The organism is Mesorhizobium tamadayense, from assembly GCF_003863365.1.
In the GTDB taxonomy this organism is placed as follows: domain Bacteria; phylum Pseudomonadota; class Alphaproteobacteria; order Rhizobiales; family Rhizobiaceae; genus Mesorhizobium; species Mesorhizobium tamadayense.
Genome location: NZ_RQXT01000001.1, coordinates 31156 through 54687, shown reverse-complemented (window position 1 = coordinate 54687; position 23532 = coordinate 31156). Strand labels below are relative to the sequence as shown.

Sequence of the window (23532 nt, the reverse complement as noted above, 5' to 3'; positions counted from 1 at the left end):
CCTCCCCGGAAGGGCCGGCCTTCCACCGCCAGCATCGCCGCAGTTTCGTTGCTGAACCGCCACATGTCCACGCTGTCTCGAAGGAGGCGATGCGGCCCCCTTCGAGGTCAGGCGGAACCGGCTCAGGCGAGGCCGAGATCCTTGAGGATGGTGCCGATGCGGGCCGTGTCCTCGGCGACGAACTTGGCATAGTCGTCGCCGGTCAGCAGGATCTGCGTCCAGTTGCGGTTCTTGCACTCGGTCGCCCAGGCCTCGCTCTTGGCCATGGTCTCGACCAGCTTGATCATCGCCGCCTTGTCATCGTCCGAAACGCCGGGCGGGGCAAAGACGCCGCGCCAGTTGAAAAGCTCAACATCGATGCCGGCTTCTTTCAGCGTCGGCGCGTCGATGCCTTCCTGGCGCTTGTCGGAGGAGATCGCCAGCAGCCTGAGCGCGCCAGCCTTGACCTGCTCGGAGAACTCGCCATAGCCGGAAATGCCGGCCGCGACCTGGTTGCCGAGCAGCGCCGACAGCGCCTCGCCGCCGCCGGCGAACGGCACGTAGGACAGGTCGGCGGCAGGCACGCCGACCGTCTTGGCGATCAGGCCGAACAGGATGTGATCGGAACCGCCGGCAGAACCGCCGGCCACCGGAACCTTCGTCGGATCCTCCTTGAGCGCCGCGACGAAATCGTTAGCCGTCTTGAACGGCGAGGCTGCCGGCACCACCAGCGCCTCGAACTCGCCGGTGAGGCGCGCGATCGGCGTGACTTCCGTGAGATTATTGGCGGCCTTGTTGGCGATGATCGCGCCGACCATGACCATGCCGGCGACCATCAGGGAATTGCCCTTTCCCTTCCACTGATTGACGAATTGCGGCAGGCCGACCGTGCCGCCGGCGCCGCCGACATTGGTGATCTGCGAGCCGGAGATCAGCTTCTCGGAGCGCAGCACCTGGTCGATCGCGCGCGCCGTCTGGTCCCAGCCGCCGCCGGGCGCGGCCGGCACGAAGATCTGGATCTGCGGGGCGTCCTGCGCAAAGGCCAGCGTGAGGTGCAAGGCGGCGAAACCGGCAGCACCGGCCGCGGCGGTGGTCGTCAAGAATCTGCGTCTGTTTAGCATGGGATTCCTCCAAATCACGACACCTCCTCCGGTGCCTGCCAAGACGTGGCCTGAATTAAGACCCGCATTCGAGTTCAAGCATTTGTTATCGCGTTCTGTCAACGGGAATGCCATTCTGCTGGACAGAACACATCAGACCGGACTAAATCCGCATGTCCGGGGTCGCTTCCGGATTGGGCGGCCACAATGAAATCTACACTGCGATGACAGACACTCGTCCCAGCCCGCGGTCGGCCGACGGCGTTGCGGCGCTCGACCGCGCGATAGCCATTCTCGACGCGTTCACCATTGCTGACCGGTCGCTCGGCCTGGCCGAGATCGCGGCCCGCACCGGCCTCTACAAGAGCACGATCCTGCGGTTGGCCAACTCGCTGATGCGCGGGCAATTGCTGGAGCGCCTGGACGACGGGCGCTATCGCATCGGACCGGCCACCTTCAGGCTTGGCGCGCTCTATCAGCGCTCGGTCGTGGCGATGGATATCCTGCTGCCGATCATGCGCGATCTCTCCGAGCGGAGCTGGGAAAGCGTCGCCTTCTACGTCCGCTCGGGCGACGTGCGTACCTGCCTCTACCGGGTCGAGTCCAAGCATCCGATCCGCTACACGATACGCGAAGGCGACGTGCTGCCTTTGCTGCTGGGCTCCGGCGGCCGGGTGCTTGCCGCCTTCTCGGGTGAGCAGGGCGAGCCCTACGAAACGATCCGCAAGACCTATAACTGCATCTCGATCGGCGACCGCGATCCGCAGACGGCCGGCATCTCCGCCCCTGTTTTCGGGCCGGGACGGGCACTGCTCGGCGCGCTCACGCTCGCCGGGCCAAGCACGCGGGTCGACGCGGCCTTCCTCGCGCGCATGAAGCGCCCGCTGCTCGAAGCAGCCGCCCGCGCCACCCGAGCCTTCGGCGAAGACGCATCCATGCTGGAGGAGGCAAGCCTCACCACGGACGCAGCCGGCTAAATTGTTCGAAGCAGGAAAGCGCGAAAACTCTCCGGCGCCTGGCCGGTGATGCCGCTGAAATCGCAAGAGACTTGGCTATAACGACCTTCGGCGATTGAACCACAGAGTGTCGCAAAGGCATGAGGCCAGGGTTCATCCAGGCGTGTCGACGCTGACGTCAGATATTCGTCCTCGGTACAGGACCGATAGCGCAATTGCTCCCCGATCGCTCGGCCATAGTCGACGGCGATCTCGCCAAAGTCCAACGATTGACCGCCCGTGATCGTATAGGTGGCACGGGATTTCTCAGGCATGGTCGCTGCCGCCGCGACCGCGGACGCCACGTCGTCGCGCGAGATCGGCGCGACCCGACCATCTTCCGCGGGCAACGCGAATTCTCCCGACGTCCGGCACGGCTTAAGCCAATGGTCGAGAATGAAATCGCAATAGAGCCCACACCGAAGGATCGTCGCCGGCACGCCGCAAAGCGCCAGCCGGCGTTCCGCATCGCGGTAGACGGGCGCAAAATAGAATGGCGACGCCTCATCGATATCGACAATGCTGGTGAATGTTATGTGACCGATATTGGCCGCCACGGCAGCCTCGATCGCGTTGGCATGATGGCGGAGCACCGTGGTTGCCTCGCCATCGCCCGAAATGAGGACAAGGTCATCGATGCCCGCGAACGCGTTTCTGAGGGCGGTGACATCCTCATAGTCCGCAACGCGCATGATAGTTCCGGATGGTAGCCGCAGCCGCGCGGTCTCGACGTCCCGGACTATAGCGACCACGTCATGGCCGAGTGACGACAGCGTGCGGACGATGGCGCGCCCGACATGGCCCGTTGCTCCCGTGACGAGGATCATCCTGCCGCTCCAAGCTTCCGCCCCCTCTACCCCTCTACGCTTTCACTTGACTCACACATATCTCAATGGTTATAGATTAATCAATAGCCAATGGGTTATTGATTTGCCAATGGGTTGTTGAATGGAATGACGGCCACGCACGATATGCTCTTCCGGACGCTTGCCGATCCGACAAGGCGCGCCATTTTTGAGCGTCTGTGCCGTCAAGGCGAGCAGACGGTCGGCGCGCTGACGGCTGAGGCCGGGGTCTCGCAGCCGGCGGTGTCGAAACATCTTGGCGTCCTCAAGGGAGCCGGGCTGGTGCGCGACCGCCACGAGGGCCGGCAGACCCACTATAGCGCGCAGCTTGGCGCGCTGGCGCCGCTGATGGACTGGACACGCGAGATGGCAGGCGTCTGGGAGAGCCGGTTCGATGATCTCGAGAATCTGCTGAAGAGGATGGATCAATGAACGATATGCCGGCCGGAACGCGATCCGTCGTCGTCGAGCGCGAGATTCCCTATCCGCCGGAAAAGATCTGGCGGGCGCTCACCCAACCGCATCTCATCGAGGAGTGGCTGATGAAGAACGACTTCAAGCCGGTTGTGGATTACCGCTTCAATCTGAACGCGGACTGGGGCGGTGTCGAGTGCCAGGTCCAGACCGTCGAGCCCAACAAGACCCTGTCCTATACCTGGGACACCAAGGACCTGGAGAGCGTCGTCACCTGGACGCTTACGCCGATGGGCACGGGCACCCGTCTGCGCATGGAGCAAACGGGCTTCCGCGCAGATCAGCAGTCCTACTACCGGGGCGCAACCGTCGGCTGGCAGAAGTTCCTTGCAGCCCTGGAAGAGGTCCTGGCGCGGATCGACTGAAGTCCCGCTGAAAGAGTTCAAAAAGTTGGCGGGTGACAACCTGCAGGCGTGAGCAATGGAGGAGATGCGATGAAGATCAAGCTGACAAGCGTCTATGTCGACGACCAGGAGAAGGCTCTTGGCTTCTACACGGACGTGCTGGGCTTCACCAAGAAAGCCGATTTCACCAATGGGCCGTTTCGCTGGCTAACGGTCGCCTCGCCCGACGATCCGGACGGCACCGAGCTGCAGCTGGCGCTGAACGACAATCCGGCGGCCAAGACCTACCAGCAGGCCATCTTCAAGAAGGGCCAGCCGGCGCTCATGCTGTTCACCGACGACATCAAGGGCGACCACGAGCGCATCACGGCAAATGGCGGCAGCTTTGCCATGGCGCCGACCGAGGTGACCGGCTCTACAATCGCGCAGCTCAACGACACCTGCGGCAATCTCATCCAGATCACGCAGCTGGCGCGCTGGTAAGCCAGACATTTCATTCGTTTCTTCAGAGGAGGCAGCATTGGACTGGAGCAAGTGGATCAGGCAATTGCATCGCTGGCTGTCGATCATCTTTACCGTGACCGTCATCGCCAACTTCGTCGCTATGGCATTGGGCGAGCCGCCCGCCTGGGTGGTCTATTCGCCGCTTCTTCCGCTTTTCCTGCTGCTGTTCAGCGGCCTCTACATGTTCGTGCTGCCCTACGCCGCCAGATGGCGCGGTGGGCCGGCGCGCGAGCGCATAGGATAGGCCTGATGGCGAAGGCGAGATCGCCGAAGGTAGCCGCCGGGGCCTCGAGCGCGAAGCCCGTGCTGCTTTCAGGCGGCAACCCGCAGATCGCCAAGGGCTATGGCGACGCTCCCGTGCAGGCCTATATCGCGGCGATGCCGGGCTGGAAGAGCGAGGTCGGCCGCCGGCTCGACCAACTCATCACGCAGGCCGTTCCCGGCGTGCAGAAGGCCGTCAAATGGAACTCGCCATTCTACGGGATGGAGGGCGAAGGCTGGTTCCTCGGCATCCACTGTTTCACCAAATACATCAAGGTGGCCTTCTTTCGCGGCATGTCGCTGAAGCCGGTGCCGCCCGACGAATCCAAGAGCAAGGACACGCGCTATTTTCACATCCATGAGGACGACCAGCTCGACGAGGCGCAATTCGTCTCCTGGGTGAAACAGGCAAGCCAATTGCCTGGCGAACGAATGTAGGCGCATTGTCGATCAAGCACGGTTCGCCTGAAGAGCCATCATGGCGTTCGATTTGTTAAAGCATTGGAGGAGAACAGACATGGAGAAAAGCGGCGTGCAGGATAGCAAATCTCCTTCCGAGTTGATCGATGGACGCATCGCGGAATTGGGCGATTGGCGAGGCGAGATGCTCGGCCGGTTGCGCGCCCTGATCAAGGAAGCCGATCCCGACGTCACCGAGGAATGGAAGTGGCGCGGCGTGCCGGTCTGGGAGGACGCCGGAATGATCTGTACCGGCGAGACCTACAAGGCTGTCGTCAAGCTGACCTTCGCCAAGGGTGCGGCGCTGCCGGATCCCTCACGCCTCTTCAATTCCAGCCTCGAAGGCAACACAAGGCGCGCCATCGATTTTCGCGAGGGCGACAAGATCGACGAGGAAGCGCTCAAGGCTCTCGTCCGTGCAGCCGCCGCCCTGAACAGGTCCAAGGCCAAACGCTGATCGGCGGAGACTGACGGGCCGTCTGCTAGGCATTGGCCCACCGCTCCAGTAGGATCGTCGGCTTGTCGTGATAGGTGGTCCGCAGGACTTCGCGATAGCCGTTCTTTTCGGCCACCTTGAGCGAGGCGCCGTTGTCGGGATCGATGATGCAGACGGTCCTGGCCCGCCCGAACACCACGTCCCCCCAGGCGACGATGCGCCCGACGACTTCGCTCGCCAGCCCCTGGCCATGCGCGACTGAGGCCAGCGCCCAGCCGGCTTCTGGCACACCTTCGATCGAGGGCTCGATCTCGCGCTTGAGATCGTGGAACCCGGCCTCGCCGATGAACCTGCCGGTGGCCTTGTCCTCGATCGCCCAGAACCCATAGCCAAGCAGCGACCAGAGCCCGGCGTGACGCAGAAAACGCATCCAGCTTTCCTCGCGGGTGCGTGGCTTGCCGCCGATGAAACGGGTGACGCCGGGGTCGGCCCACATGGCGACATAGCTCTCGAAATCGTCGAGCCGATGCGGCCGCAGGATGGTTCGCGCCGTCTCAAGGATCGGCACACCGGCTTCCTTTGCAATGCTCATGCAATTCGCCTCTGTTGAACCGTCAGCACCTACCAATCCGGCGCACCAGCACAAGGGCCAGACGAAGTCATTTTCCAGCGCAAGGCCATTCAGCCGTGCAGGCCTGGCTGGCCCCTGTATAGGCTTTTCGCCCCGCGATGCTACTCTGCGCCAAGGCCGATTCAGACGCGCCACGTTCGATCGAAGGGAAAGACCATGGGCACCACCGACCTTCTGCTGGCGATCGCCCATCACCTCTTGGTGTTCTCGCTGGCCGGCATCATCGGCGCCGAGTTCGTGCTGGTGCGCGGCGAGTTGGGGGCGGCGACGCTCAAGCGCCTTGCCGGCATCGACCGCCACTACGGCATCATCGCCGCGCTGATCGTCATCGTCGGCGTCTGCCGGGTGTTCTTCGGGCTGAAGGGCTGGGAGTTCTACGTCTACAACTGGGTGTTCTGGGCAAAGATGGCGGCCTTCATCGTCGTCGGCCTGCTGTCGATCATCCCGACCGTCCGCTTCATCTCCTGGAGCAGGCAGGCGAGCGGCAATCCTTCCTTCTCGGTGCCGGCGGCGGAAATCGCCTCGGTGAAGAACTATGTCCGCGCCGAGGGCTTCATCTTCCTGCTCATCCCCGTCTTTGCCGCGGCGTTGGCGCGCGGCTACGGCTACTGAGCAATTCCTGGAAAAGTGTGCAGCGGTTTTCCAACATCGTCATCCAAGGGCGTAGCGACGCGAAGCGGAGCGAAGACCCAAGGATCCATGCCGTGACCTCTGCCTGGGAATGCAGCGGAGCGGAATTCTGCACCGTTGCGGCTCTCGAAACCAACACACAGGATCCTATGGTCTGCGCCGCGTCGCTCCGCTCCTTGCTCCGCCATAGGATGACGAAGCGATGGGCGTTTCGGCCAATCGCCAAGGCGTGCGATCTGCCAAGGCGGGCACTATCCGACTCGTCAAAATTTCGGTGCGAGGGGAACTAAACCTCCGCGGGAAAGGCCTCCTTCAAGGGCGCAATCGGCACCAGCGGCGCCGGCACGTCGGTGGTCTTTTCCTTGGATTTGCAGATATCGGCGATCACGCAAACCGGGCAATCGGGCTTGCGCGCCTTGCAGACATAGCGGCCGTGCAGGATCAGCCAGTGATGCGCGTGGCGCATGTATTCGGCCGGGATCACTTTTAAGAGCCCCTGCTCGACCTGTTCCGGCGTCTTGCCGGGCGCCAGCCCAATGCGGTTGCCGATGCGAAAGATATGCGTGTCGACCGCCATCGTATGCTGGCCGAAGGCGACATTGAGCACGACATTGGCGGTCTTGCGCCCTACGCCCGGCAGCTTGACCAGCTCGTCGCGGTCCTCCGGCACTTTGCCGGCATGGTCGTCGATCAGCGCCTTCGACAGCGCAATCACGTTCTTGGCCTTGTTGCGCCACAGCCCGATTGTGCGGATGTAGTCGCCGACCTTGGCTTCGCCGAGCGCCAGCATCTTCTGCGGTGTGTCGGCCACCGAAAACAACGCTTTTGTCGCCTTATTGACGCCGGCATCGGTCGCCTGCGCCGACAACACCACCGCGATCAGCAATGTGAAAGGGTTGATGTAGTCGAGCTCGCCTTTCGGCTCCGGCCGCTGCACGGAAAAGCGCCGGAAAATCTCGTGCACCTCGGCGGAAGTGTAGAGCGAGCGCGGCCCGCCTTTCAGGGACGGCGCCTTTGCTTTCGCGCCGTTGCCTGCGGCGGAGGCTGATGGCTTTTTGACGGGTAGGGAATTTTTGGACTTGGGGGGTGCCATTCCCTTCCTATAATATCACCCCATGAGTGACACAAACGCCTCGTTCGAACCCGACGAGCCTTTTTTCCAGGCCCTGCTAACGCCCCATCGTTCCCTCGGCCGCACCGGATTTCTGATATTGATGGGCGCTCTGCTGTTCGGCTGGGCGGTCACAGGCGCGATCTTCCTGACGCGTGGCGCATGGCCGGTCTTCGGCTTCTTCGGGCTCGACGTCGCCGCCGTCTATGTCGCCTTCCGCGTCAACTATCGCGCCGCGCGCGCCCGCGAGGAAATATCGGTCTCGCGCACGAGCCTCGACATCCGCAAGACGGCGCCGTCGGGCCGCTTCGAGGATCATCGCTTCAACCCGTTCTGGACGCGGTTTTCGATCGCCCGCCATGCCGAGATCGGCATCACCAAGATGGCTGTCGAGGCGCAAGGCAGAAGCGTTTCGATCGGTGGCTTCCTCAACCCGGACGATCGAGAAAGCTTCGCCACCGCCTTCTCGCGCGCTTTGGCGACCGCCAAGGCGCGCTGAGGATGATTCCGAAAAGTGGGCACCGGTTTTTGCTTGGCTGACCTGCGGTTCGGACAAGATCATGCTCAAGACAAAACCGGCACCTCAGAAACGGTAGCGCAACAGCCTACCGATCTTGCGCAGCGCCGGAATGTGTTTCCAAAGACGAACGAACAGTTTTGCGGACCAGCGCATATGAGTGGCATGCTCCGGTTTGTAGGCCGGGACCTCCTCGACGAATCGTAGCTTTGGAACGGCCCGCTCCAGTTCCAGCGGATCCTCGATCGCCCAGTGGACCTCGGCGCCTGTCGCTTTCACGGCCGGATTGAGGCGAAGCAGCTTCAGGCCGAAACGGCTGTAGGCATCGAACATCAGCTCGCCGCCGGCCAGATGCGAGACAAGCCGCGAAAGCAGGCGTGGTCCCTGGTCGGCGGCGAGATAGGGCATCAGCCCCTCCGCCACCACAATGGCCGGGCGGTTGCGCGGCACGTCGGCCAGCCAACCCGGTTCGGTCAGCGACGACGCGACCAGATAGTAACGGTCCGGGGACGGGTAGAGCTTGCGCCTGAGTTCGATGACTTCCGGATAGTCGACATCGAACCAGTCAACGTCTCGTGGCAGATTGACACGGAGGACGCGCGTGTCGAGCCCGCATCCCAGATGCAGCACGATGGCATCGGGATTTCTGGCAACAAAGTCCTCGACATGAACGTCCAGCGTCTTGGCCCTGATGGCAAAGCCGATGCCGAGATTGCCGTCGACCTTGAGCCTGGAGAAATCGTAATCGATCCTGCGCACCGCCTCGTCGGCGAAGTGGTCCTTGAGCAGCGAATGGGGCAGCCGGCTCTCCAGCGCCTTGCCGTAGAGCGTCATCAGCAGGGTCTCCCTCGCCCCGGTCAGATTGACTTTTTCCGTGGTCATCGACGCCTCCGGCTCGAAACCGGAGTCTATCTGGGTATGGGAGCCGGGAAGGCAAGTTTCGGGTGGAGGCAGAGCGCTGGAAGACCGATATTCGCGGTCAAGGAGATATTGCCATGGGAGATATTGCCATGAACGCCCAGATGACCATGAATACCCGGATGAAACCGTCCGCGATCCTGCAGAACGACATCACGCCTGAAGGCAGCGACTACGAAGTGGTGCGCCGCGCCATCGAGAAGATCAGCCTCGACTATCGCGACCAGCCCTCGCTCGAGGTCCTGGCCGAGGCCGTCGGCGAGACGCCGACCGGACTGCAGAAACTGTTCACGCGCTGGGCCGGCCTGTCGCCCAAGGCCTTCCTGCAGGCGGTGACCCTCGACCATGCGCGCAGGCTGCTCGATTCCGGCATGCCGCTGCTGGAGACCTCGTTCGAGCTCGGCATGTCCGGCCCCGGCCGGCTGCACGACCTCTTCGTCACCCACGAGGCGATGTCGCCCGGCGACTACAAGACCCGTGGCGCCGGCCTCACCATCCGCTACGGCTACCACATCTCGCCCTTCGGCATCGCCTTGGTGATGGTCACCGACCGCGGCCTGGCCGGCCTTGCCTTCTGCGATCCCGGCGGCGAGCGGGCTGCCTTCGCCGACATGTCCGGCCGCTGGCCGAACGCTACTTACGTCGAGGACATGTCGGCCACCCAGCCCTATGCCGCGCGCATCTTCGATCCGACGCTCTGGCGTGCCGACCAGCCGCTGCGCGTGGTGATGATCGGCACCGATTTCCAGCTGCGCGTCTGGGAGGCGCTGCTGCGCATTCCGATGGGCAAGGCCTGCACCTATTCCTCGATCGCGGCGAGCATCGGCGCGCCGAGCGCAAGCCGGGCGGTCGGCGCGGCAGTCGGCGCCAATCCGATGTCCTTCGTGGTTCCCTGCCACCGCGCGCTGGGCAAGTCCGGTGCCCTCACCGGCTATCACTGGGGCCTGACGCGCAAGCGCGCCATCCTTGGCTGGGAAGCGGGACAGGTGGCGTCCTGAAACCTCGATTTTTCCGCACGTCATTGCGGAGAACCGTGGATCGCAATATAAACAGGTATAGTCGAAACAAAAATATCTCGACTGTCCGGCAATACAACTGGCTACAACTTTCGCCAGTTGTATTTTAAGTTGTTTGATGTTGTTATTTCACTTAACGCTAAATTAACCACGATAAAGAGATGATGCCTCTATATTGAGCAGTTTGGCTCGAAAGAGGGGTCTCGATGAAATTCCTTCGCGCAGCAATGGCAGCAAGCCTGCTGGCCGCCTGCGCTGGCCAGACGGCATCGGCCGCCACCGGAAATGTTCTCTTCAACGGCACCATCACCGCCACCTGCACGCTGACGGTCAACTCCAACGGCACCATGACCGTCAGCAGCAACCTGCAATCGCTGAGTTCCCACAACGCGGGTGGCTCTGCCGGTAGCGTCCAGGTCGACACAACGGGCGGCGTTTCGCTGAGCGTCGACCCGGTGACCGTCACCACCGTGCCGGCTAGCGACGTCACGGCCACCACCTGGACACCGACCTTCGCCACCACCGGCGCGCAGACGATTGCCGAAACCGGCACGGCACGGCGCTCACCGTGCCCGGCACGTCGACGGCCGCGATCAATCTTACCGGCGCCAAGAGCGGCACCAATCGCTTCTCGGCCGGCGGCTACCAGGCGACAGTGACGGTGCGCTGCGAACAGCCCTCTCGCGAAAGGAGCGGTCTTTGAGAACGATTGGAATCCTAGCGGCGGGGCTGACCGTCGTGTTGTCTCCGATTGCCGCGACCAGTCAGTCGATGACGCCGATGCGCGGCGAGGTGAGATCCTTCACCGAAGCCTTCGCCGTCCGCGTCTTCCCCGGCAATCTACGACCAGCGCATACGCGTCGAGGTCCATGTCTATGACCAAGATTTCCAGCCGATCGACGTCAAGATCACGCCAAGCGCCTTCCTTCTGGCGGGCCAGGCGTCGCGTCCGGTTCTGGTGGTCGTCCCGTTCGACGGCGCGAACGAACGTAAGGTGCGTATCTGTGCAGAGAGTATCCCCTTTCCAGGCGAGCAGACGCAGATAAGGGCGCAGATACGCGGAAAGTTCTTCGGGCATGGCAGGTTCTGACCCTTTCCTTGCTGCCCGCTTTGGTGACCGCAAGCCAGGGGTTTGCCGAGGATATCCTGAACCTGAACCAGAACCAGACGGGCTTCACCTTGCCCGGCGTCACCTTGCCACAGGGCCAGGACGAGGTTCATGCTTCCGACGGCACGACCTGCCGCTCCGCCGTTTCCGGCAGCGGCGCCTATCTCGACGTCGGCGTCATCCGCGGCAGCAACAACAGCCAGTCGAACAGCGACATCGCCACTTACGGCCGCGTTGCGGTCCCGATCAGGCGGACGCCGAAGCGCGTCGATTGCAGTCGCCTCTACGAACTCGAGGTCGAGCGCCTGCAGCTTGAACTGAAGCTTCTCAAGATGGGCCTCGGCGCTGACAGCCAGACTGGGAGCGTGGCTGCTCCCGCTCCCGCGACCGCCTCCGCTGCGGCATCAGCCGGATGGGCTAACGAAGGCTGGAGCATCAGAGGAACAACCGGCAATGACAAGAAAAAGAAGAAGAGATAGCCGCGTGCTGCTGGCGATGGCGTTGCTTGCCGGCTTCCATCTCCCGGCGCAAGCGGCAATCATCGGCACCTGCACCATCATGATCGGTGCCTCGGAAACGATGAAATCGAACCCGGCGATCAACATCTTCGGCTCCAGGCAGGCGGGCGGATCGAGCGCAACCGCCACCATCACGGCAAGCTCGCTGCTCTGCACGATCCTCAACCTGCTGGATTGCTATTCGGTCTCGGCACCGGCGCCGATCGCCTTCACCTCCTCGCCGAGCGGCGGCGACACCAACGTCACCTTTGATACCGTCTTCCGCCTCGACGGCTCCGGGCCCGACATCCCTGGCGGCTCGCCGCAGCGCGTCATCAACGGGACCCACTCCGTCCAGGTCGATCTCACGGCGACGAAATCGCCCGGCATCTTCCCGGCGGGCAATTACCAGGGCACGGTCACTCTGCGCTGCGAATGATGCTGTGGGCCAGCGGCGCGCATAAAGCGACATGATCTGGCAACCGGCCGTCTTTGCGGCTAGCCTCGCGCGCAATCAATTGCGTAAAAGCAAGGACTTGGAGCGGTTCAGCCTTTTATCGAAGGCCAACCCGCTCCGGCAGGAGGCGTTTCTTGATCATCATAGTCGGCTCGATCAACCTCGACCTGATCGCCAATGTCGACCGCCTGCCGGAACCCGGCGAGACGGTCCGCGGCTCCGCCTTCGCCACCGCGCCCGGCGGCAAGGGCGCCAACCAGGCGCTGGCAGCGGCCCGCGCCGGCGCCAAGGTGCGCTTGGTGGGCGCCGTCGGCAAGGACAGCTTTGCCGCCGAAGCGCTGGCGCTGCTGAAAGCCGGCAAGGTCGATCTTTCCGGCGTCGGCGAAAGCTTCGCCTCGACCGGCACGGCGCTGATCCTGGTCGGAGCCGACGGCGAGAACGTGATCGCCGTAGTGCCGGGCGCCAATGATTCGGTGCTGCCCGGCGACGTCGCCAAAGCCTTCCTGAAGAAGGGCGATGTCGTGCTCTTGCAGCATGAGATCCCTCTGCACACGGTGGAAGCGGCGCTCGATGCAGCACGCTCGGCAGGCGCCGTCAGCGTGCTCAACACCGCGCCTTTCCGCGTCGAGGCTTCCGGTTTTCTCAGCAAGGCCGACTACGCCGTCGCCAACGAGACCGAGTTCGACCTCTATGGCGAGGCGCTGGCGCTCTCCGGGCGGGACCGGCAGGCGCGGATGCGCGACTATGCCCAAAAGACCGGCCGCGCTATCGTTGTCACGCTCGGCGGCGACGGCGTGCTGGCCGCCACCCCCGACCATTCCCTCACCGTCCCGGCGCTCAAGATCGCCCCAGTCGACACGGTCGGCGCCGGCGACACCTTTTGCGGCTATTTCGGCGCCGGCCTGTCGTCGGGCCTCTCGCTGGAGCAGGCGCTTGCGCGCGCCGCGGCGGCAGGCTCGCTCGCCTGCCTGAAGCCGGGCGCGCAGCCGGCGATCCCGCTGGCAAAGGACGTCGACGCCGCCTTGGCCGCGCGGTGACGGCGATGCGCCCCGCTACGAAACATGCCGTGCCGCCGGCCGGCGACATCTGCCGCTTGTCGGCGATCGATCTTGCCCAAGCCATTCGGCAACGGCGCCTTTCGGTGCGCGAAGTGGTCGCCGCTTTCCTCGACCGCATCGAGGCCGTAAACCCGTTGGTCAACGCCATCGTGTCGCTGCGCGAGCGCGCCGACGTCCTGGCGGAAGCCGAGCGGGCCGATACCCATTTGGCGCAGGGCGGCGCGGCTGGATCGTTGTTCGGCCTGCCGATCGCCATCAAGGACCTGGCCCTCACCAAGGGCCTGAGGACCACTTTCGGCTCGCCGATCTTCGCCGATTTCGTCCCGCAAGAGGACGACTTCTTCGTCGAGCGGCTCCGCAAGGCCGGCGCCATCATCATCGGCAAGACCAATGTTCCCGAATTCGGGCTGGGTTCCAACACCTACAATCCGGTCTTCGGCCCGACGCTCAATGCCTTCGATCCGGCGCTCACTGCCGGCGGCTCGAGCGGCGGCGCAGCCGTGGCGCTGGCGCTCGACATGGTGCCTTTGGCCGACGGCAGCGACTTCGGCGGCTCGCTGCGCAATCCGGCGGCCTACAACAACGTCTACGGCTTCCGCCCCTCGCAGGGACTCGTGCCAGCCGGCCCCGACATTGATGTCTTCCACGCCCAGATGGGCGTCGAGGGGCCGATGGGCCGCAACGTCGCCGATATCGCGCTGCTGCTCGACGAGCAGGCCGGCTACCATCCGCACGCGCCGCTGTCGCATCACAAGCAGGGCTCGTTCCTCGAAGGTTTGCGCACGAAAGCCACCGGCGGTCGCACCGCCTGGCTCGGCGATCTCGGCGGCCACTTGCCGATGGAGCCTGGAATCCTCGACCTTTGCCAGGCCGCCCTCGCCCGCTTCGCCGATGCGTCCTTCCATACCGAGGCGCTGGTGCCGGATTTCGACTTCGAGGCGCTATGGCAGGCCTTCGTGACGCTGCGCCAGGCAAGCAGCGGCTGCGGGCTGAAGGCGCACTATGACGATCCGGAAAAACGCAAGCTGCTGAAGCCGGAAGTGGTTTGGGAAGTCGAGCAGGCAATCCGCCTCACCGCGCCGCAGGTCCATGCCGCCACGGTCTGGCGCTCCTCATGGCACCGCACGCTGCTGTCGCTGTTCGAGCGCTTCGACCTCATCGTCCTGCCAACGGCGCAGATCTTCCCCTTCGACGTAGCCACCCACTGGCCGCGCGAGGTCGCCGGGCGGGCCATGGACAGCTATCACCGCTGGATGCAGGTCTCCGCCTTTGCCACCCTGGGCGGCTGCCCGGCGCTCAACGTCCCGGTCGGCTTCGACGACAAGGGCCGGCCGATGGGCATGCAGTTGATCGGCCGCCCACGCGGCGACCTCGCCGTGCTCAAAGCCGGCGCCGCCTATGAGGCGACGCTGCCCTGGCCGGTGGGCGCTGCCTGACGGCCACCTGGCCGGCGCGCTTGCGCCGGCGCGAACTCCGTGCATTGATCGCGCTCCGCCCAAGTCGGCGCCATCCTGTTCGAGGCAAGACCATGTCGCTGGAACTCTACGCCACCTATGTCGTCGCCTGCATCGTCATCGTCCTGGTGCCCGGGCCGACGGTCACGCTGATCATCGCCAACAGCATGCGTCACGGCTCGCGCGCCGGGCTCGCCAATGTCGCGGGCACTCAAGCCGGGCTTGCCATCATGATTGCCATCGTCGGCATCGGCCTCAACACGCTGATCGCCGGCATGGGCCACTGGTTCGAGTGGGTGCGACTGATCGGCGCCGGCTATCTGATCTGGATGGGCGTGCAGATGTTCCGCTCGAAAGGCAAGCTGAACGCCGACGGGTCGGTGAAAAAGCCGCGCGGCGGCTTCTTCCTGCAGGGCTTCCTGGTCGCGATCTCCAATCCGAAAACGCTGGTGTTCTTTGGCGCCTTCTTCCCGCAGTTCATCGCGCCGCACGGCAATTACACGCTGCAGATCGTGGTCATGGGCCTGACCGCCATGGTCTTTGCCGCCTTGTCGGACTCGACCTACGCGCTTGCCGCCGGCCGCGCCGGGCGCCTGCTCTCGGCCAGCCGCGTCAAGCTTATGTCCCGCATCAGCGGCAGCTTCCTGGTCGGCGGCGGGCTGTGGCTGGCGTTCTCGAAGGCGAAGTAAGACAAACGAACAGGCCTTCACAACAACACTTCTGACCCCCACATCATAAGTCGCTGGGGGTCAAGCAAATGCCTAAAAGGTACACTGAACTACGCAGAAACGCGCTCGCCATTCTGCTGGTTGGCGTGCTGTTTGCGTTTGGTGCGTTCGTCTTCATCCGACAAGTGACAAATGATGCCAGCCCCGTCCGTTCGGTCGATGCATTGGGCGCTACAATCAGGAGCGTTCAATGGGGAAAAGGCTCCCCGACAATCTATGTGCTCTTTCTCGATAGCGGCGCTACGGTTCTCGCCAATGACAATCGCCCTCACCCGATCGGCTCACACGCGAATATAGAACGCGTCACCCGCGACAACGGCTTCGTTTTCTATCGATTCCCGGAATGAGCCTCGGGCTTTCAACCGCAATTATTTTCAAGAACATATTGAATAGCTTTAGCCGTCACCACAACTCTTCACCATGAACAAGTCAAACGTTTCCTTCCGGAATCGCTTGCTTATTTGGCAATACGAGTACAGCGACGCCGTGATCGGCGTCGCTTTCTTTTGCGCCTTCGCGCTGAGCGGAATCATCGGCGTCGTGCGGTTACAAAATAATCCAGTCATCTCAACGCAACGCGTGACCGGCATTGTCGAGTACGTCAGACTGATGCCCGTCAACCCGACAGCCGCCGTCGGCCGCGGGCTGTATTACGCCTACGACGTGCGCCTCGAGGATGGTGACGCAGAGATATCGGTAGATGACGGAGTGGGGATACCGCACCCTGTCGGTTCGATCGTCCCCATCGAGCGCTAGCACCACAAGCGTGGTGCCAACACATATCGGCTGCTGCGAGAATGAGCGCCCCTACAGCCGCCCCAGCCTCTCCAGCAGCAGCCCGAAGAACGCGTCATGGTCGATGTCGCGCATCACCATGGCGTTCTTCTCGCGCTTGGTGACGCCCCACCAGTCGATCACAGTCATGCCCATGGTGAGCTCGGAAGCCGTCTCGACGCTGACGCTGCAGCGGCGGCCTTTGAACAGCTCCGGCTTGATGAGATAGGCGATCACGCAAGGATCGTGCAGCGGCCCGCCATCGGTGCCGTATTTCTCCTCGTCGAAACGCTCGAAGAACTCCAGCATCTGGGCAGTGGCCGTGCCGACCCTGGTGCCTAGCTCGCGGAAAGCCTTGGTCCGCCTTGCCGTGGTCAGCGCCTTGTGGGTGACATCGAGCGGCATCATCACGATCGGTATGCCCGACTTGAACACCAGATCGGCCGCCTGCGGGTCGACATAGATGTTGAATTCGGCCGCTGGCGTGACGTTGCCGCCCTCGAAGAAACCGCCGCCCATCAGCACGATTTCCTTGATGCGCGGCGCGATCCGCGGCTCGCGGATCAGCGCCAGCGCGATATTGGTGAGCGGCCCGAGCGGGCAGAGCGTGATGGTGCCGCTTTCCTCGCGCATCAGCGTCTCGACGATGAAATCGACCGCGTACTGCTCCTGCAGCGGCATCGTCGGTTCGGGCAGTTGCGGTCCGTTGAGGCCGGTCTTGCCATGCACTTCCTCGGCGGTGACGAGCTCCCGCGCCAGCGGGCGGATGGCGCCGGCATAGACCTTGATGTCGGGCCGGCCGGCGAGCTCGCAAATCTTGCGGGCATTCTTCTCGGTGAGTTTCAGCGGCACGTTGCCGGCAACGGCGGTGATGCCGACGACCTCCAGCTCGGAGCTGCCGAGCGCCAGCAATATGGCGACGGCATCGTCCTGGCCGGGGTCCGTGTCGATGATGATCTTTCGTGACTGGGGCATTTCAATTCCTTTTGGGGAGTCTTTTTGGGCGGGGTTTTGACGGCTTGAACTTGATCGCGCGGCGGACCATATCAACGCAATCGGGAAAAATGCCATCCGGGTTTTTCCAGTTTATGTCGCTCTTGAGAGGACAGTGTAACAATGAGTCGAATGACGCCCTTTTCGAGCCCGCTCCTTCTGGGTTTCGACGCCATGGAAAAGACGCTGGAGCGTCTGGCGAAGTCGGGGGACAGCTATCCCCCCTACAACATCGAGCGCCTAGGCGCCTCGGACGGCAAGGCCGAGAGGCTGCGCATCACGCTTGCCGTGGCGGGTTTTGCCGAAAGCGACCTCGATGTCACCACGGAGGAAAACCAGCTGATCGTGCGCGGCCGTCAGACCGACGACACCGAGCGCGAGTTCCTCCACCGCGGCATCGCCGCGCGCCAGTTCCAGCGCTGCTTCGTGCTGGCCGATGGCATGCGGGTGGTCGGCGCGGAATTGAAGAACGGCCTTTTGTCGATCGATCTCGACCGTCCGGAGGCCGAGCGGCTGGTACGGAAAATAAACATATCGGTGAAAGACTGATCTTTGCCGATGGCTCTAATGCGGGACGGCCGGAAGTGGCGTCCTCGCGCCAAGGAGGCTTGAAATGACCAGAACTGACGAAACCCTGACCATGACCAGCGGCGAGTTCGCTCATCTTGGCGAAGGTTCGGTCGCTTACCTGAGGAAAGTATCGAGCGACGATCTGCGCGGCCGCTTCCCCGGCCTCGGCGAAATCGCGCCCGGCCTGGAACTGTGGGCGCTGTTTGCCGCCAACGGCCAGCCGATCCTGCTTTCCGATGCCCGCGACCGGGCGCTGGCGGGTGCGCTGGAGAACGACCTGACCACGGTCGCCATTCACTGACCCCAGTTACTATTTGAATTTGGGGTCATCGTCTGAATTGGAAAGGGCCGCTCCCGGCGGCTCTTTAGAGGTTTTACCCCTAAAGCTTCAGGCAGCGTGCGAGGCCTGCGTGTCCGACAACAGCGCGTGGATCGCCACCGCGTCGCGCGTTCCCCTGATCTTGGCCACCGTATCGGCGTCGCGCAGCACACGCGCGATGCGCGACAGCGCCTTGAGATGGTCGGCGCCGGCGCCTTCGGGCGCAAGCAGCAGAAACACCAGGTCGACCGGCTGGTCGTCGAGCGCCTCGAAATCCACCGGCGTCTCCAGCCGGGCGAACACGCCCGCGATCCGCTTCACGCCCGCGAGCTTGCCGTGCGGAATGGCTATGCCATTGCCGACGCCAGTAGAGCCCAGCCGCTCGCGCTGCAGGATGGTGTCGAACACTTCCCGCTCCGGAATCCCTGAAATTGCCGCCGCCCTCTCCGACAGCAATTGCAGAAGCTGTTTCTTGGAATTCGCCTTCAACGCCGGCATGATAGCCGAGACGCTGATGAGATCGCTGAGATCCATGCTTGAAAAATCCCTTGCTCGCCTGCCGCGCCGGTCGTCCCCCTCGCGCGGCCGGTTTTCTTATCCCTGGGCGACTTTGATCGTCGACGGATCGATCCAGCCGATGTTTCCATCCGGCCTGCGGTAGACGATATTGACATGGCCGTTTCCGGCGTTGCGGAAGACGAAAACCGGGCTGTCCTTGGTGTCGAGCTCGATGACGGCCGACGCCACCGACATGGTGCGAAGCGTCACGGTCGATTCGGCGACGATGGCCGGAGCGAAGTTCTCCGGGATTTCCTCCTCGTCGTCGGCCAGTGGCTCCATCACGGTGTAGGCGATGTCGGTAGCCTCGCCATTGCCGGGACCATGCGACTTCAGCCGGCGCTTGTAGCGCCGCAGCCGCGTTTCGAGGCGATCGGCGGCCGCCTCGAAGGCAAGCGTGGGATCCTGGGCATCGCCGGTCGCCTGCAGCGAGGCGCCGGAATCGAGACGGATCATGCAATCGGCCGAGAAGCGCGACCCCGCCTTGATGACCGTTACATGTCCTGAAAAACCCCGATCGAAATACTTTTCAATCGCTTCGTTGACACGATCGTTGATGCGCGTGCGGAACGCATCGCCGATGTCCATGTGTTTTCCCGAAATGCGCAGATTCATCTGAAAACTGACCTTCCTTGCTCAGGCTTCAAACTGTCCCGAGTTTATACCCGTGGTGCGCGCGCACAAGCTTTGCGGCGGCACGCGCGCCGATTTTAGACCTGAACTTTCCGGTTGATCACAAGTCGCCTTCTTGGCCGTCCGAGGCCTTCGCTTTGACGGACCCATTCGCGAGCGGGCATCACGGCACGGCTCATGCGGGCGGGCTTCTAGACACTTCATTGCAGCTTGTCAATGAAGTGCGAAAACTGTGAAAATCAGCCCGTTCCCCAAGCTTGCAGAAACTAGGTCAGGCCGGCTGAATATCAATTACCCTTAGCGCCCGGCGTTGGCCAACGCGCGCTTCTCGCGCCGCCGCTGCACCGACGAAGGGATGCTCATTCCTTCCCTGTATTTGGCGACGGTGCGGCGGGCGATGTCGACGCCGCTTTCCCGCAGCATGTCGACGATGGCGTCATCAGAAAGCACGTCGGCGGGCTTTTCCTCGTCGATAAGCTGCTTGATGCGGTCGCGCACTGCTTCCGAGGAATGGGCTTCGCCGCCCTCCGCCGAGGCGATCGAAGCGGTGAAGAAATAGCGCAGCTCGAACACGCCGCGCGGCGTCAGCATGTATTTGTTGGCTGTGACGCGGCTCACGGTCGATTCATGCATGCCGATCGCATCGGCTACCGTGCGCAGGTTGAGCGGCTTGAGATGCCGCACGCCATGGACGAGGAACGCATCCTGCTGGCGCACGATCTCCGAGGCCACCTTCAGGATGGTCTTCGCCCGCTGGTCGAGGCTGCGCGTCAGCCAGTTGGCGTTCTGCAGGCATTCGGCGAGAAACTCCTTTTCCGCCTGGTCCTTGGCATGACCGGAAACCCGGGCGAAATAGATATGATCGACCAAGACGCGCGGCAGCGTGTCGGCGTTGAGCTCCACCGTCCAGCTGCCGTCGGCGGCGGCCCGTACCTCGACATCGGCGATGATCGCGTCGCTCGCTCCGCCCGAAAAGGCCGTGCCGGGCCGCGGATCGAGCGCTCGGATCTCGGCTAGCATGTCGAGAAGGTCTTCCTCGTCGACGCCGCAGATGCGCTTCAGCGTCTGAAAGTCGCGCCGGGCAAGCAGCTCGAGATTAGCGACCAGGGCCTTCATCGCGGGATCGAGCCGGTCGCGCACGGCAAGCTGCAAAGACAGGCATTCGGCGAGATCGCGAGCAAACAAGCCGGTCGGCTCGAAGGTCTGGCAGACGTCCAGCACGCGTGCCGCAGCCGCCTTGCCTGCGCCCAACCGCGCGGCGACCTCCTCCAGGTCGGCGCGCAGATAGCCGGCCTCGTCAAGGCTGTCGGCAAGCTCGCCGGCAATCAGGCGTTCGGCGGGGGTAGGGAAGGCAAGAGCGATCTGCTCGCTGACATGCTCGCGCAGCGTCACCGCGGTCGCGGCCATCTCGCCGACATCGAAACCCTCCGACGAAGCGCCGCCGGCGCTGCCTCCGGACGCCGACTTCCATTGCGCGGTGAGGTCCGGTCCCAGCCGTTCGCTCGTCCCGGGATCATCGGGGAAGAGATTCTCCAGCGACGAGTCGAGCTTTTCCGAGATCGCCTCGGCGCTCCATTCCGTCTCGGCCTCGAACCAGTCGCCCTCCGGCGTCGGCTCGGGCGCGGCCTCGCTCTTCGGCGGCTGATCGCCGCCGGTCTCATCCTGCGCCTCGGCCCGCTCCAGCAGCGGGTTGCGCTCAATCTCCTCGTCGATGAAGCGTTCGAGCTCGACATGGGTGAGCTGCAGCAGCCTGATCGACTGCATCAGCTGGGGCGTCATCACCAGCGACTGGGACTGTCTGAGCTGCAGTTTGGCCGCCAGCGCCATGGTTGGATTCAAACGCCCCGTCTACACATCGAACTACCGCTTTTCGGTCGGGCATAGAAACTGGCCCGGCTTTTGCTTGTCAAGCCAAACGCTAGCAGCAGCGGCTTACCGGAGCGTTATTTGCCGTAAGAGCAGGCAAGAATCTCGCGAAATGACGCCAGAAGCCCGAAAAACAGGACTTTCACGCTCAGAGCGTGAAGCCCTCGCCGAGATAGAGCCGCCGGACGTCGGCGTTGGCGACGATTTCGTCGGCCCGGCCATGCGTCAGCACCTGGCCGGCATGGATGATATAGGCGCGGTCGATCAGGCCGAGCGTCTCGCGCACATTGTGATCCGTGATCAGCACGCCGATGCCGCGCGCGGTCAGATGGCGAACGAGTTGCTGGATGTCGGCGACCGCGATCGGATCGATACCGGCGAAAGGCTCGTCCAGCAGCATATAGGCCGGCCGCGTCGCCAACGCCCGCGCGATCTCGAGACGGCGCCGTTCACCGCCTGACAGCGACATCGACGGCGCTTTGCGCAGATGGCTGATGTGGAATTCCTCGAGCAACTCGTCGAGCGTGCGCTCACGTTCCTTGCGGCTCTTTTCCACCACTTCCAGAACGGCGCGAATGTTCTGCTCGACGTTGAGGCCGCGGAAGATCGACGCCTCCTGCGGCAGATAGCCGATGCCGAGGCGGGCGCGCCGGTACATCGGCATCGAGGTGACGTCAAAGCCGTCGATCTCGATCGTGCCTTCGTCCACCGGCACGAGACCGGTGACCATGTAGAAGCAGGTGGTCTTGCCGGCGCCATTGGGGCCAAGCAGCCCGACGGCCTCGCCGGCGCGCACGCCGAGCGTCACGCCGCTCACCACCTTGCGGCCCTTGTAGCTCTTGGTCAGGCCCTTGGCGATCAGGGTGCCCTTGAACTTCGCCTTGTCGGCGCCGACCGTCGCCGGCGCAGACGGTTTTGCGACCGCCCGCCCCGGGAGGCGGGCCAGCAGCGACGATACGCCGGCCATTACTTGCTCGACGCTCCCTGCTGGGCCGTTCCCTGTTTCTGGGGCGTGATCGACATGATGACGCGACCGCCGGTGCCGCAACCGTCGACATTGGCAAGACCGCTCTTCATCTGAACGGTGAGCTTGCAGCCCTTGAGCACGTTGTCGCCCTGCGAGAGCACCACTTCGTTGCCGGAAAGAACGAGCACCTCGGTCTTCATGTCGAACGTGCCCTTGTCGCCGGTGGCGATCTGGTCGTTCGATTTGATGTAGACTTTGTTCTCGACCACGAGGTGGTCGATGTTGGCGGCACCCGTCATCGCCGACGCGCCGGCCGCCGCGCCCTTGGGGGCATTGGCATCCTTGACATAGTAGACCGTCATCTTGCCGGCCTTGAGCAGCGTCGGCCCCTGATTGACGGTGACGTTGCCGCTGAAGATCGCCGCGCTGTCGGCCTGACGAACTTCGAGCTTGTCGCTTTCGATCTGGATCGGCTGGTCGCCCGATAATTTCAGGCCGGACATCTGGCTGGTGCTGCCGGACTGGGCAAGCGCGGGCGCTGCCCCGGGCAACAGCAAAAGGGAGGCCGCCGCTGCAAGCCTTGCCAAACTACTGCGACGCATTCTGCTCTCCGCTCTTTGCCTCTGCCGCCTTCAGACTTGCCGCATCGATGTTGACGCGCACCCGGTTCTCGAAGACCACCACCTTGCCGTTCTCTTCCACCGACATCGAGTCGGCGGTGATGCGCGACCCGCCACGGCTGACATCGACCGGATTGTCCGTCTTCATAGAGCCTTTGCCCATGTCTAGGAAGACTGATTTGAACTTGGCAACGAGGCCATCGGAGGTCGTCACGTCGACGTCGCTGGTGAGATCCATCGTGTTGGCGTCGCGATTGTAGATGCCGTGCGCGGCGTTGACGGCCACGACATTGTCGCTGGCGACAGGCAATTTGGCATCGATGCCTTCGAGGTCGATAATGCCCTGGTTGCCGACATCCTGCGTCGCCCTGGTCGCCGTCAGAGAATAAGGCAGTTTCTGCTTGGTGAAGCCGTTGAGCTTGGGGTTGGCCATCACCAGCTTGCCGTTCGAAAAAGCGGTGCCGTCGGCTTGCACCGAAATCGACACCGGCGCGGCGAGATAGGAATAGACCGGAAAGGCGACCGCAATTGCCGCCGCCAGCAGCGGCACGGCGAACTTCAGCACGCGCACGCGGCGCGAATGCCGCTTCGCACGGTCGAACGCGTCGCCGCGCGTGCCGCTTTCGCCAGCGGCAGCCGACACCATTTCGGCATCGCTCGTTTCGTCAGATCGCGCCAACATGACTGTTTTCTAATGAGCCCTTGCCCCG

General features: G+C 63.4%; 33 protein-coding genes and 1 pseudogene. 21 read left to right on the top strand and 13 right to left on the bottom strand.

What is annotated here, in order from left to right; all coding sequences use genetic code 11:
* Nucleotides 1–122 precede the first annotated feature (122 nt).
* Nucleotides 123–1100 (bottom strand): Bug family tripartite tricarboxylate transporter substrate binding protein, encoded by a 978-nt coding sequence (locus EH240_RS00345; protein WP_124995431.1) that lies wholly within the window; start codon nucleotides 1098–1100, stop codon nucleotides 123–125.
* Nucleotides 1101–1303: 203 nt separating this feature from the next.
* On the opposite strand from EH240_RS00345, the gene EH240_RS00340 reads away from it, so the two are divergent.
* On the top strand, nucleotides 1304–2056 hold the full coding sequence (locus EH240_RS00340; protein ID WP_124995674.1) for an IclR family transcriptional regulator: 753 nt from the start codon (nucleotides 1304–1306) through the stop codon (nucleotides 2054–2056).
* Here the strand turns inward: EH240_RS00340 and EH240_RS00335 are convergent.
* Nucleotides 2053–2901, bottom strand: a complete 849-nt coding sequence (locus EH240_RS00335) for an NAD(P)H-binding protein (protein WP_124995430.1) — start codon at nucleotides 2899–2901, stop codon at nucleotides 2053–2055. The two genes, EH240_RS00340 and EH240_RS00335, sit on opposite strands and share 4 nt — an antisense overlap.
* 126 nt (nucleotides 2902–3027) lie before the next feature.
* Between EH240_RS00335 and EH240_RS00330 the strand changes: the two genes are divergently transcribed.
* The 6 genes from EH240_RS00330 (at nucleotide 3028) to EH240_RS00305 (ending at nucleotide 5418) form a co-directional block, all read left to right on the top strand.
* On the top strand, nucleotides 3028–3351 hold the full coding sequence (locus EH240_RS00330; protein WP_124995429.1) for an ArsR/SmtB family transcription factor: 324 nt from the start codon (nucleotides 3028–3030) through the stop codon (nucleotides 3349–3351).
* A complete protein-coding gene (locus EH240_RS00325; protein WP_124995428.1) occupies nucleotides 3348–3758 on the top strand; it encodes an SRPBCC family protein in 411 nt (136 codons plus the stop codon). The genes EH240_RS00330 and EH240_RS00325 overlap by 4 nt, the downstream gene beginning before the upstream one ends.
* 69 nt (nucleotides 3759–3827) lie before the next feature.
* Complete coding sequence (locus tag EH240_RS00320) at nucleotides 3828–4220, top strand: VOC family protein (RefSeq protein ID WP_124995427.1); 393 nt, start codon at nucleotides 3828–3830, stop codon at nucleotides 4218–4220.
* A gap of 37 nt (nucleotides 4221–4257) precedes the next feature.
* The gene (locus EH240_RS00315; protein ID WP_124995426.1) at nucleotides 4258–4485 is read left to right on the top strand and encodes a hypothetical protein; all 228 of its coding nucleotides are present in this window, start codon (nucleotides 4258–4260) and stop codon (nucleotides 4483–4485) included.
* 5 nt (nucleotides 4486–4490) lie between these two features.
* Complete coding sequence (locus EH240_RS00310) at nucleotides 4491–4940, top strand: DUF1801 domain-containing protein (protein ID WP_167483882.1); 450 nt, start codon at nucleotides 4491–4493, stop codon at nucleotides 4938–4940.
* Nucleotides 4941–5019: 79 nt separating this feature from the next.
* Nucleotides 5020–5418: a DUF1801 domain-containing protein gene (locus EH240_RS00305; protein ID WP_124995424.1), complete on the top strand. Its 399-nt coding sequence runs from the start codon at nucleotides 5020–5022 to the stop codon at nucleotides 5416–5418.
* 25 nt (nucleotides 5419–5443) lie between these two features.
* On the opposite strand, the gene EH240_RS00300 is transcribed toward EH240_RS00305, so the two are convergent.
* Nucleotides 5444–5989 carry a GNAT family N-acetyltransferase gene (locus EH240_RS00300; RefSeq protein ID WP_124995423.1) on the bottom strand — a complete coding sequence of 182 codons (546 nt, stop codon included), beginning with the start codon at nucleotides 5987–5989 and terminating at the stop codon, nucleotides 5444–5446.
* Nucleotides 5990–6184: 195 nt separating this feature from the next.
* Between EH240_RS00300 and EH240_RS00295 the strand changes: the two genes are divergently transcribed.
* The gene (locus EH240_RS00295; protein ID WP_124995422.1) at nucleotides 6185–6640 is read left to right on the top strand and encodes a DUF2214 family protein; all 456 of its coding nucleotides are present in this window, start codon (nucleotides 6185–6187) and stop codon (nucleotides 6638–6640) included.
* 304 nt (nucleotides 6641–6944) lie between these two features.
* Here the strand turns inward: EH240_RS00295 and nth are convergent, their stop codons facing one another.
* Nucleotides 6945–7751: an endonuclease III gene (gene nth, locus EH240_RS00285; RefSeq protein WP_124995420.1), complete on the bottom strand. Its 807-nt coding sequence runs from the start codon at nucleotides 7749–7751 to the stop codon at nucleotides 6945–6947.
* Nucleotides 7752–7773: 22 nt separating this feature from the next.
* Here nth and EH240_RS00280 point away from each other — a divergent pair, with 22 nt between their 5' ends.
* Nucleotides 7774–8268, top strand: a complete 495-nt coding sequence (locus EH240_RS00280; protein WP_124995419.1) for a DUF2244 domain-containing protein — start codon at nucleotides 7774–7776, stop codon at nucleotides 8266–8268.
* Between the two features lie 84 nt (nucleotides 8269–8352).
* On the opposite strand, the gene EH240_RS00275 is transcribed toward EH240_RS00280, so the two are convergent.
* The gene (locus tag EH240_RS00275; protein ID WP_124995418.1) at nucleotides 8353–9168 is read right to left on the bottom strand and encodes a class I SAM-dependent methyltransferase; all 816 of its coding nucleotides are present in this window, start codon (nucleotides 9166–9168) and stop codon (nucleotides 8353–8355) included.
* 128 nt (nucleotides 9169–9296) lie between these two features.
* On the opposite strand from EH240_RS00275, the gene EH240_RS00270 reads away from it, so the two are divergent.
* Nucleotides 9297–10202, top strand: coding sequence for a methylated-DNA--[protein]-cysteine S-methyltransferase (locus EH240_RS00270; protein WP_167483891.1), 906 nt, complete (start codon nucleotides 9297–9299; stop codon nucleotides 10200–10202).
* A 157-nt stretch (nucleotides 10203–10359) separates the two neighbouring features.
* Here the strand turns inward: EH240_RS00270 and EH240_RS38710 are convergent, their stop codons facing one another.
* Nucleotides 10360–10773, bottom strand: a complete 414-nt coding sequence (locus tag EH240_RS38710; RefSeq protein ID WP_245435795.1) for a hypothetical protein — start codon at nucleotides 10771–10773, stop codon at nucleotides 10360–10362.
* Nucleotides 10774–10788: 15 nt separating this feature from the next.
* On the opposite strand from EH240_RS38710, the gene EH240_RS39595 reads away from it, so the two are divergent.
* The 9 genes and pseudogenes from EH240_RS39595 to EH240_RS00225 all read left to right on the top strand — a co-directional run bounded on the left by EH240_RS39595 (nucleotide 10789) and on the right by EH240_RS00225 (nucleotide 16278).
* On the top strand, nucleotides 10789–10923 hold the full coding sequence (locus EH240_RS39595; RefSeq protein ID WP_281035098.1) for a hypothetical protein: 135 nt from the start codon (nucleotides 10789–10791) through the stop codon (nucleotides 10921–10923).
* Nucleotides 10920–11310 (top strand): annotated as a pseudogene (locus tag EH240_RS38705) (hypothetical protein). Before EH240_RS39595 ends, EH240_RS38705 begins: the two are co-directional and overlap by 4 nt.
* Before the next feature lie 23 nt (nucleotides 11311–11333).
* A complete protein-coding gene (locus tag EH240_RS00255) occupies nucleotides 11334–11807 on the top strand; it encodes a hypothetical protein (RefSeq protein ID WP_425374759.1) in 474 nt (157 codons plus the stop codon).
* The gene (locus EH240_RS00250) at nucleotides 11782–12264 is read left to right on the top strand and encodes a hypothetical protein (RefSeq protein WP_124995416.1); all 483 of its coding nucleotides are present in this window, start codon (nucleotides 11782–11784) and stop codon (nucleotides 12262–12264) included. The genes EH240_RS00255 and EH240_RS00250 overlap by 26 nt, the downstream gene beginning before the upstream one ends.
* A gap of 152 nt (nucleotides 12265–12416) precedes the next feature.
* Nucleotides 12417–13319, top strand: coding sequence for a ribokinase (locus EH240_RS00245; RefSeq protein WP_124995415.1), 903 nt, complete (start codon nucleotides 12417–12419; stop codon nucleotides 13317–13319).
* Nucleotides 13320–13324: 5 nt separating this feature from the next.
* Nucleotides 13325–14776 carry an amidase gene (locus EH240_RS00240; protein ID WP_124995414.1) on the top strand — a complete coding sequence of 484 codons (1452 nt, stop codon included), beginning with the start codon at nucleotides 13325–13327 and terminating at the stop codon, nucleotides 14774–14776.
* 92 nt (nucleotides 14777–14868) lie between these two features.
* Entirely contained in the window at nucleotides 14869–15483 is a 615-nt protein-coding gene (locus EH240_RS00235; RefSeq protein WP_124995413.1) for a LysE family translocator, read from the top strand.
* A gap of 68 nt (nucleotides 15484–15551) precedes the next feature.
* Nucleotides 15552–15869: a hypothetical protein gene (locus tag EH240_RS00230; RefSeq protein WP_124995412.1), complete on the top strand. Its 318-nt coding sequence runs from the start codon at nucleotides 15552–15554 to the stop codon at nucleotides 15867–15869.
* Nucleotides 15870–15942: 73 nt separating this feature from the next.
* Nucleotides 15943–16278, top strand: a complete 336-nt coding sequence (locus EH240_RS00225) for a hypothetical protein (RefSeq protein WP_124995411.1) — start codon at nucleotides 15943–15945, stop codon at nucleotides 16276–16278.
* Nucleotides 16279–16329: 51 nt separating this feature from the next.
* On the opposite strand, the gene EH240_RS00220 is transcribed toward EH240_RS00225, so the two are convergent.
* Nucleotides 16330–17271, bottom strand: coding sequence for a nucleoside hydrolase (locus tag EH240_RS00220; RefSeq protein WP_124995410.1), 942 nt, complete (start codon nucleotides 17269–17271; stop codon nucleotides 16330–16332).
* 141 nt (nucleotides 17272–17412) lie between these two features.
* Here EH240_RS00220 and EH240_RS00215 point away from each other — a divergent pair, with 141 nt between their 5' ends.
* Complete coding sequence (locus EH240_RS00215; protein WP_124995409.1) at nucleotides 17413–17838, top strand: Hsp20 family protein; 426 nt, start codon at nucleotides 17413–17415, stop codon at nucleotides 17836–17838.
* A 64-nt stretch (nucleotides 17839–17902) separates the two neighbouring features.
* The gene (locus EH240_RS00210; protein ID WP_124995408.1) at nucleotides 17903–18160 is read left to right on the top strand and encodes a BQ00720 family protein; all 258 of its coding nucleotides are present in this window, start codon (nucleotides 17903–17905) and stop codon (nucleotides 18158–18160) included.
* 87 nt (nucleotides 18161–18247) lie between these two features.
* Here EH240_RS00210 and ptsN read toward each other — a convergent pair whose 3' ends face one another.
* The 6 genes from ptsN to lptC all read right to left on the bottom strand — a co-directional run bounded on the left by ptsN (nucleotide 18248) and on the right by lptC (nucleotide 23504).
* Nucleotides 18248–18712: a PTS IIA-like nitrogen regulatory protein PtsN gene (gene ptsN, locus EH240_RS00205; protein WP_027165361.1), complete on the bottom strand. Its 465-nt coding sequence runs from the start codon at nucleotides 18710–18712 to the stop codon at nucleotides 18248–18250.
* Between the two features lie 60 nt (nucleotides 18713–18772).
* Entirely contained in the window at nucleotides 18773–19351 is a 579-nt protein-coding gene (gene hpf, locus EH240_RS00200; RefSeq protein ID WP_124995407.1) for a ribosome hibernation-promoting factor, HPF/YfiA family, read from the bottom strand.
* 315 nt (nucleotides 19352–19666) lie between these two features.
* Complete coding sequence (rpoN, locus tag EH240_RS00195) at nucleotides 19667–21196, bottom strand: RNA polymerase factor sigma-54 (RefSeq protein ID WP_124995406.1); 1530 nt, start codon at nucleotides 21194–21196, stop codon at nucleotides 19667–19669.
* A 187-nt stretch (nucleotides 21197–21383) separates the two neighbouring features.
* Nucleotides 21384–22202, bottom strand: a complete 819-nt coding sequence (gene lptB, locus EH240_RS00190) for an LPS export ABC transporter ATP-binding protein (protein WP_124995405.1) — start codon at nucleotides 22200–22202, stop codon at nucleotides 21384–21386.
* Nucleotides 22202–22804 carry an LptA/OstA family protein gene (locus EH240_RS00185; protein ID WP_124995404.1) on the bottom strand — a complete coding sequence of 201 codons (603 nt, stop codon included), beginning with the start codon at nucleotides 22802–22804 and terminating at the stop codon, nucleotides 22202–22204. The genes lptB and EH240_RS00185 overlap by 1 nt, the downstream gene beginning before the upstream one ends.
* A complete protein-coding gene (gene lptC / locus EH240_RS00180) occupies nucleotides 22791–23504 on the bottom strand; it encodes an LPS export ABC transporter periplasmic protein LptC (protein ID WP_124995403.1) in 714 nt (237 codons plus the stop codon). The genes EH240_RS00185 and lptC overlap by 14 nt, the downstream gene beginning before the upstream one ends.
* Nucleotides 23505–23532 lie beyond the last annotated feature (28 nt).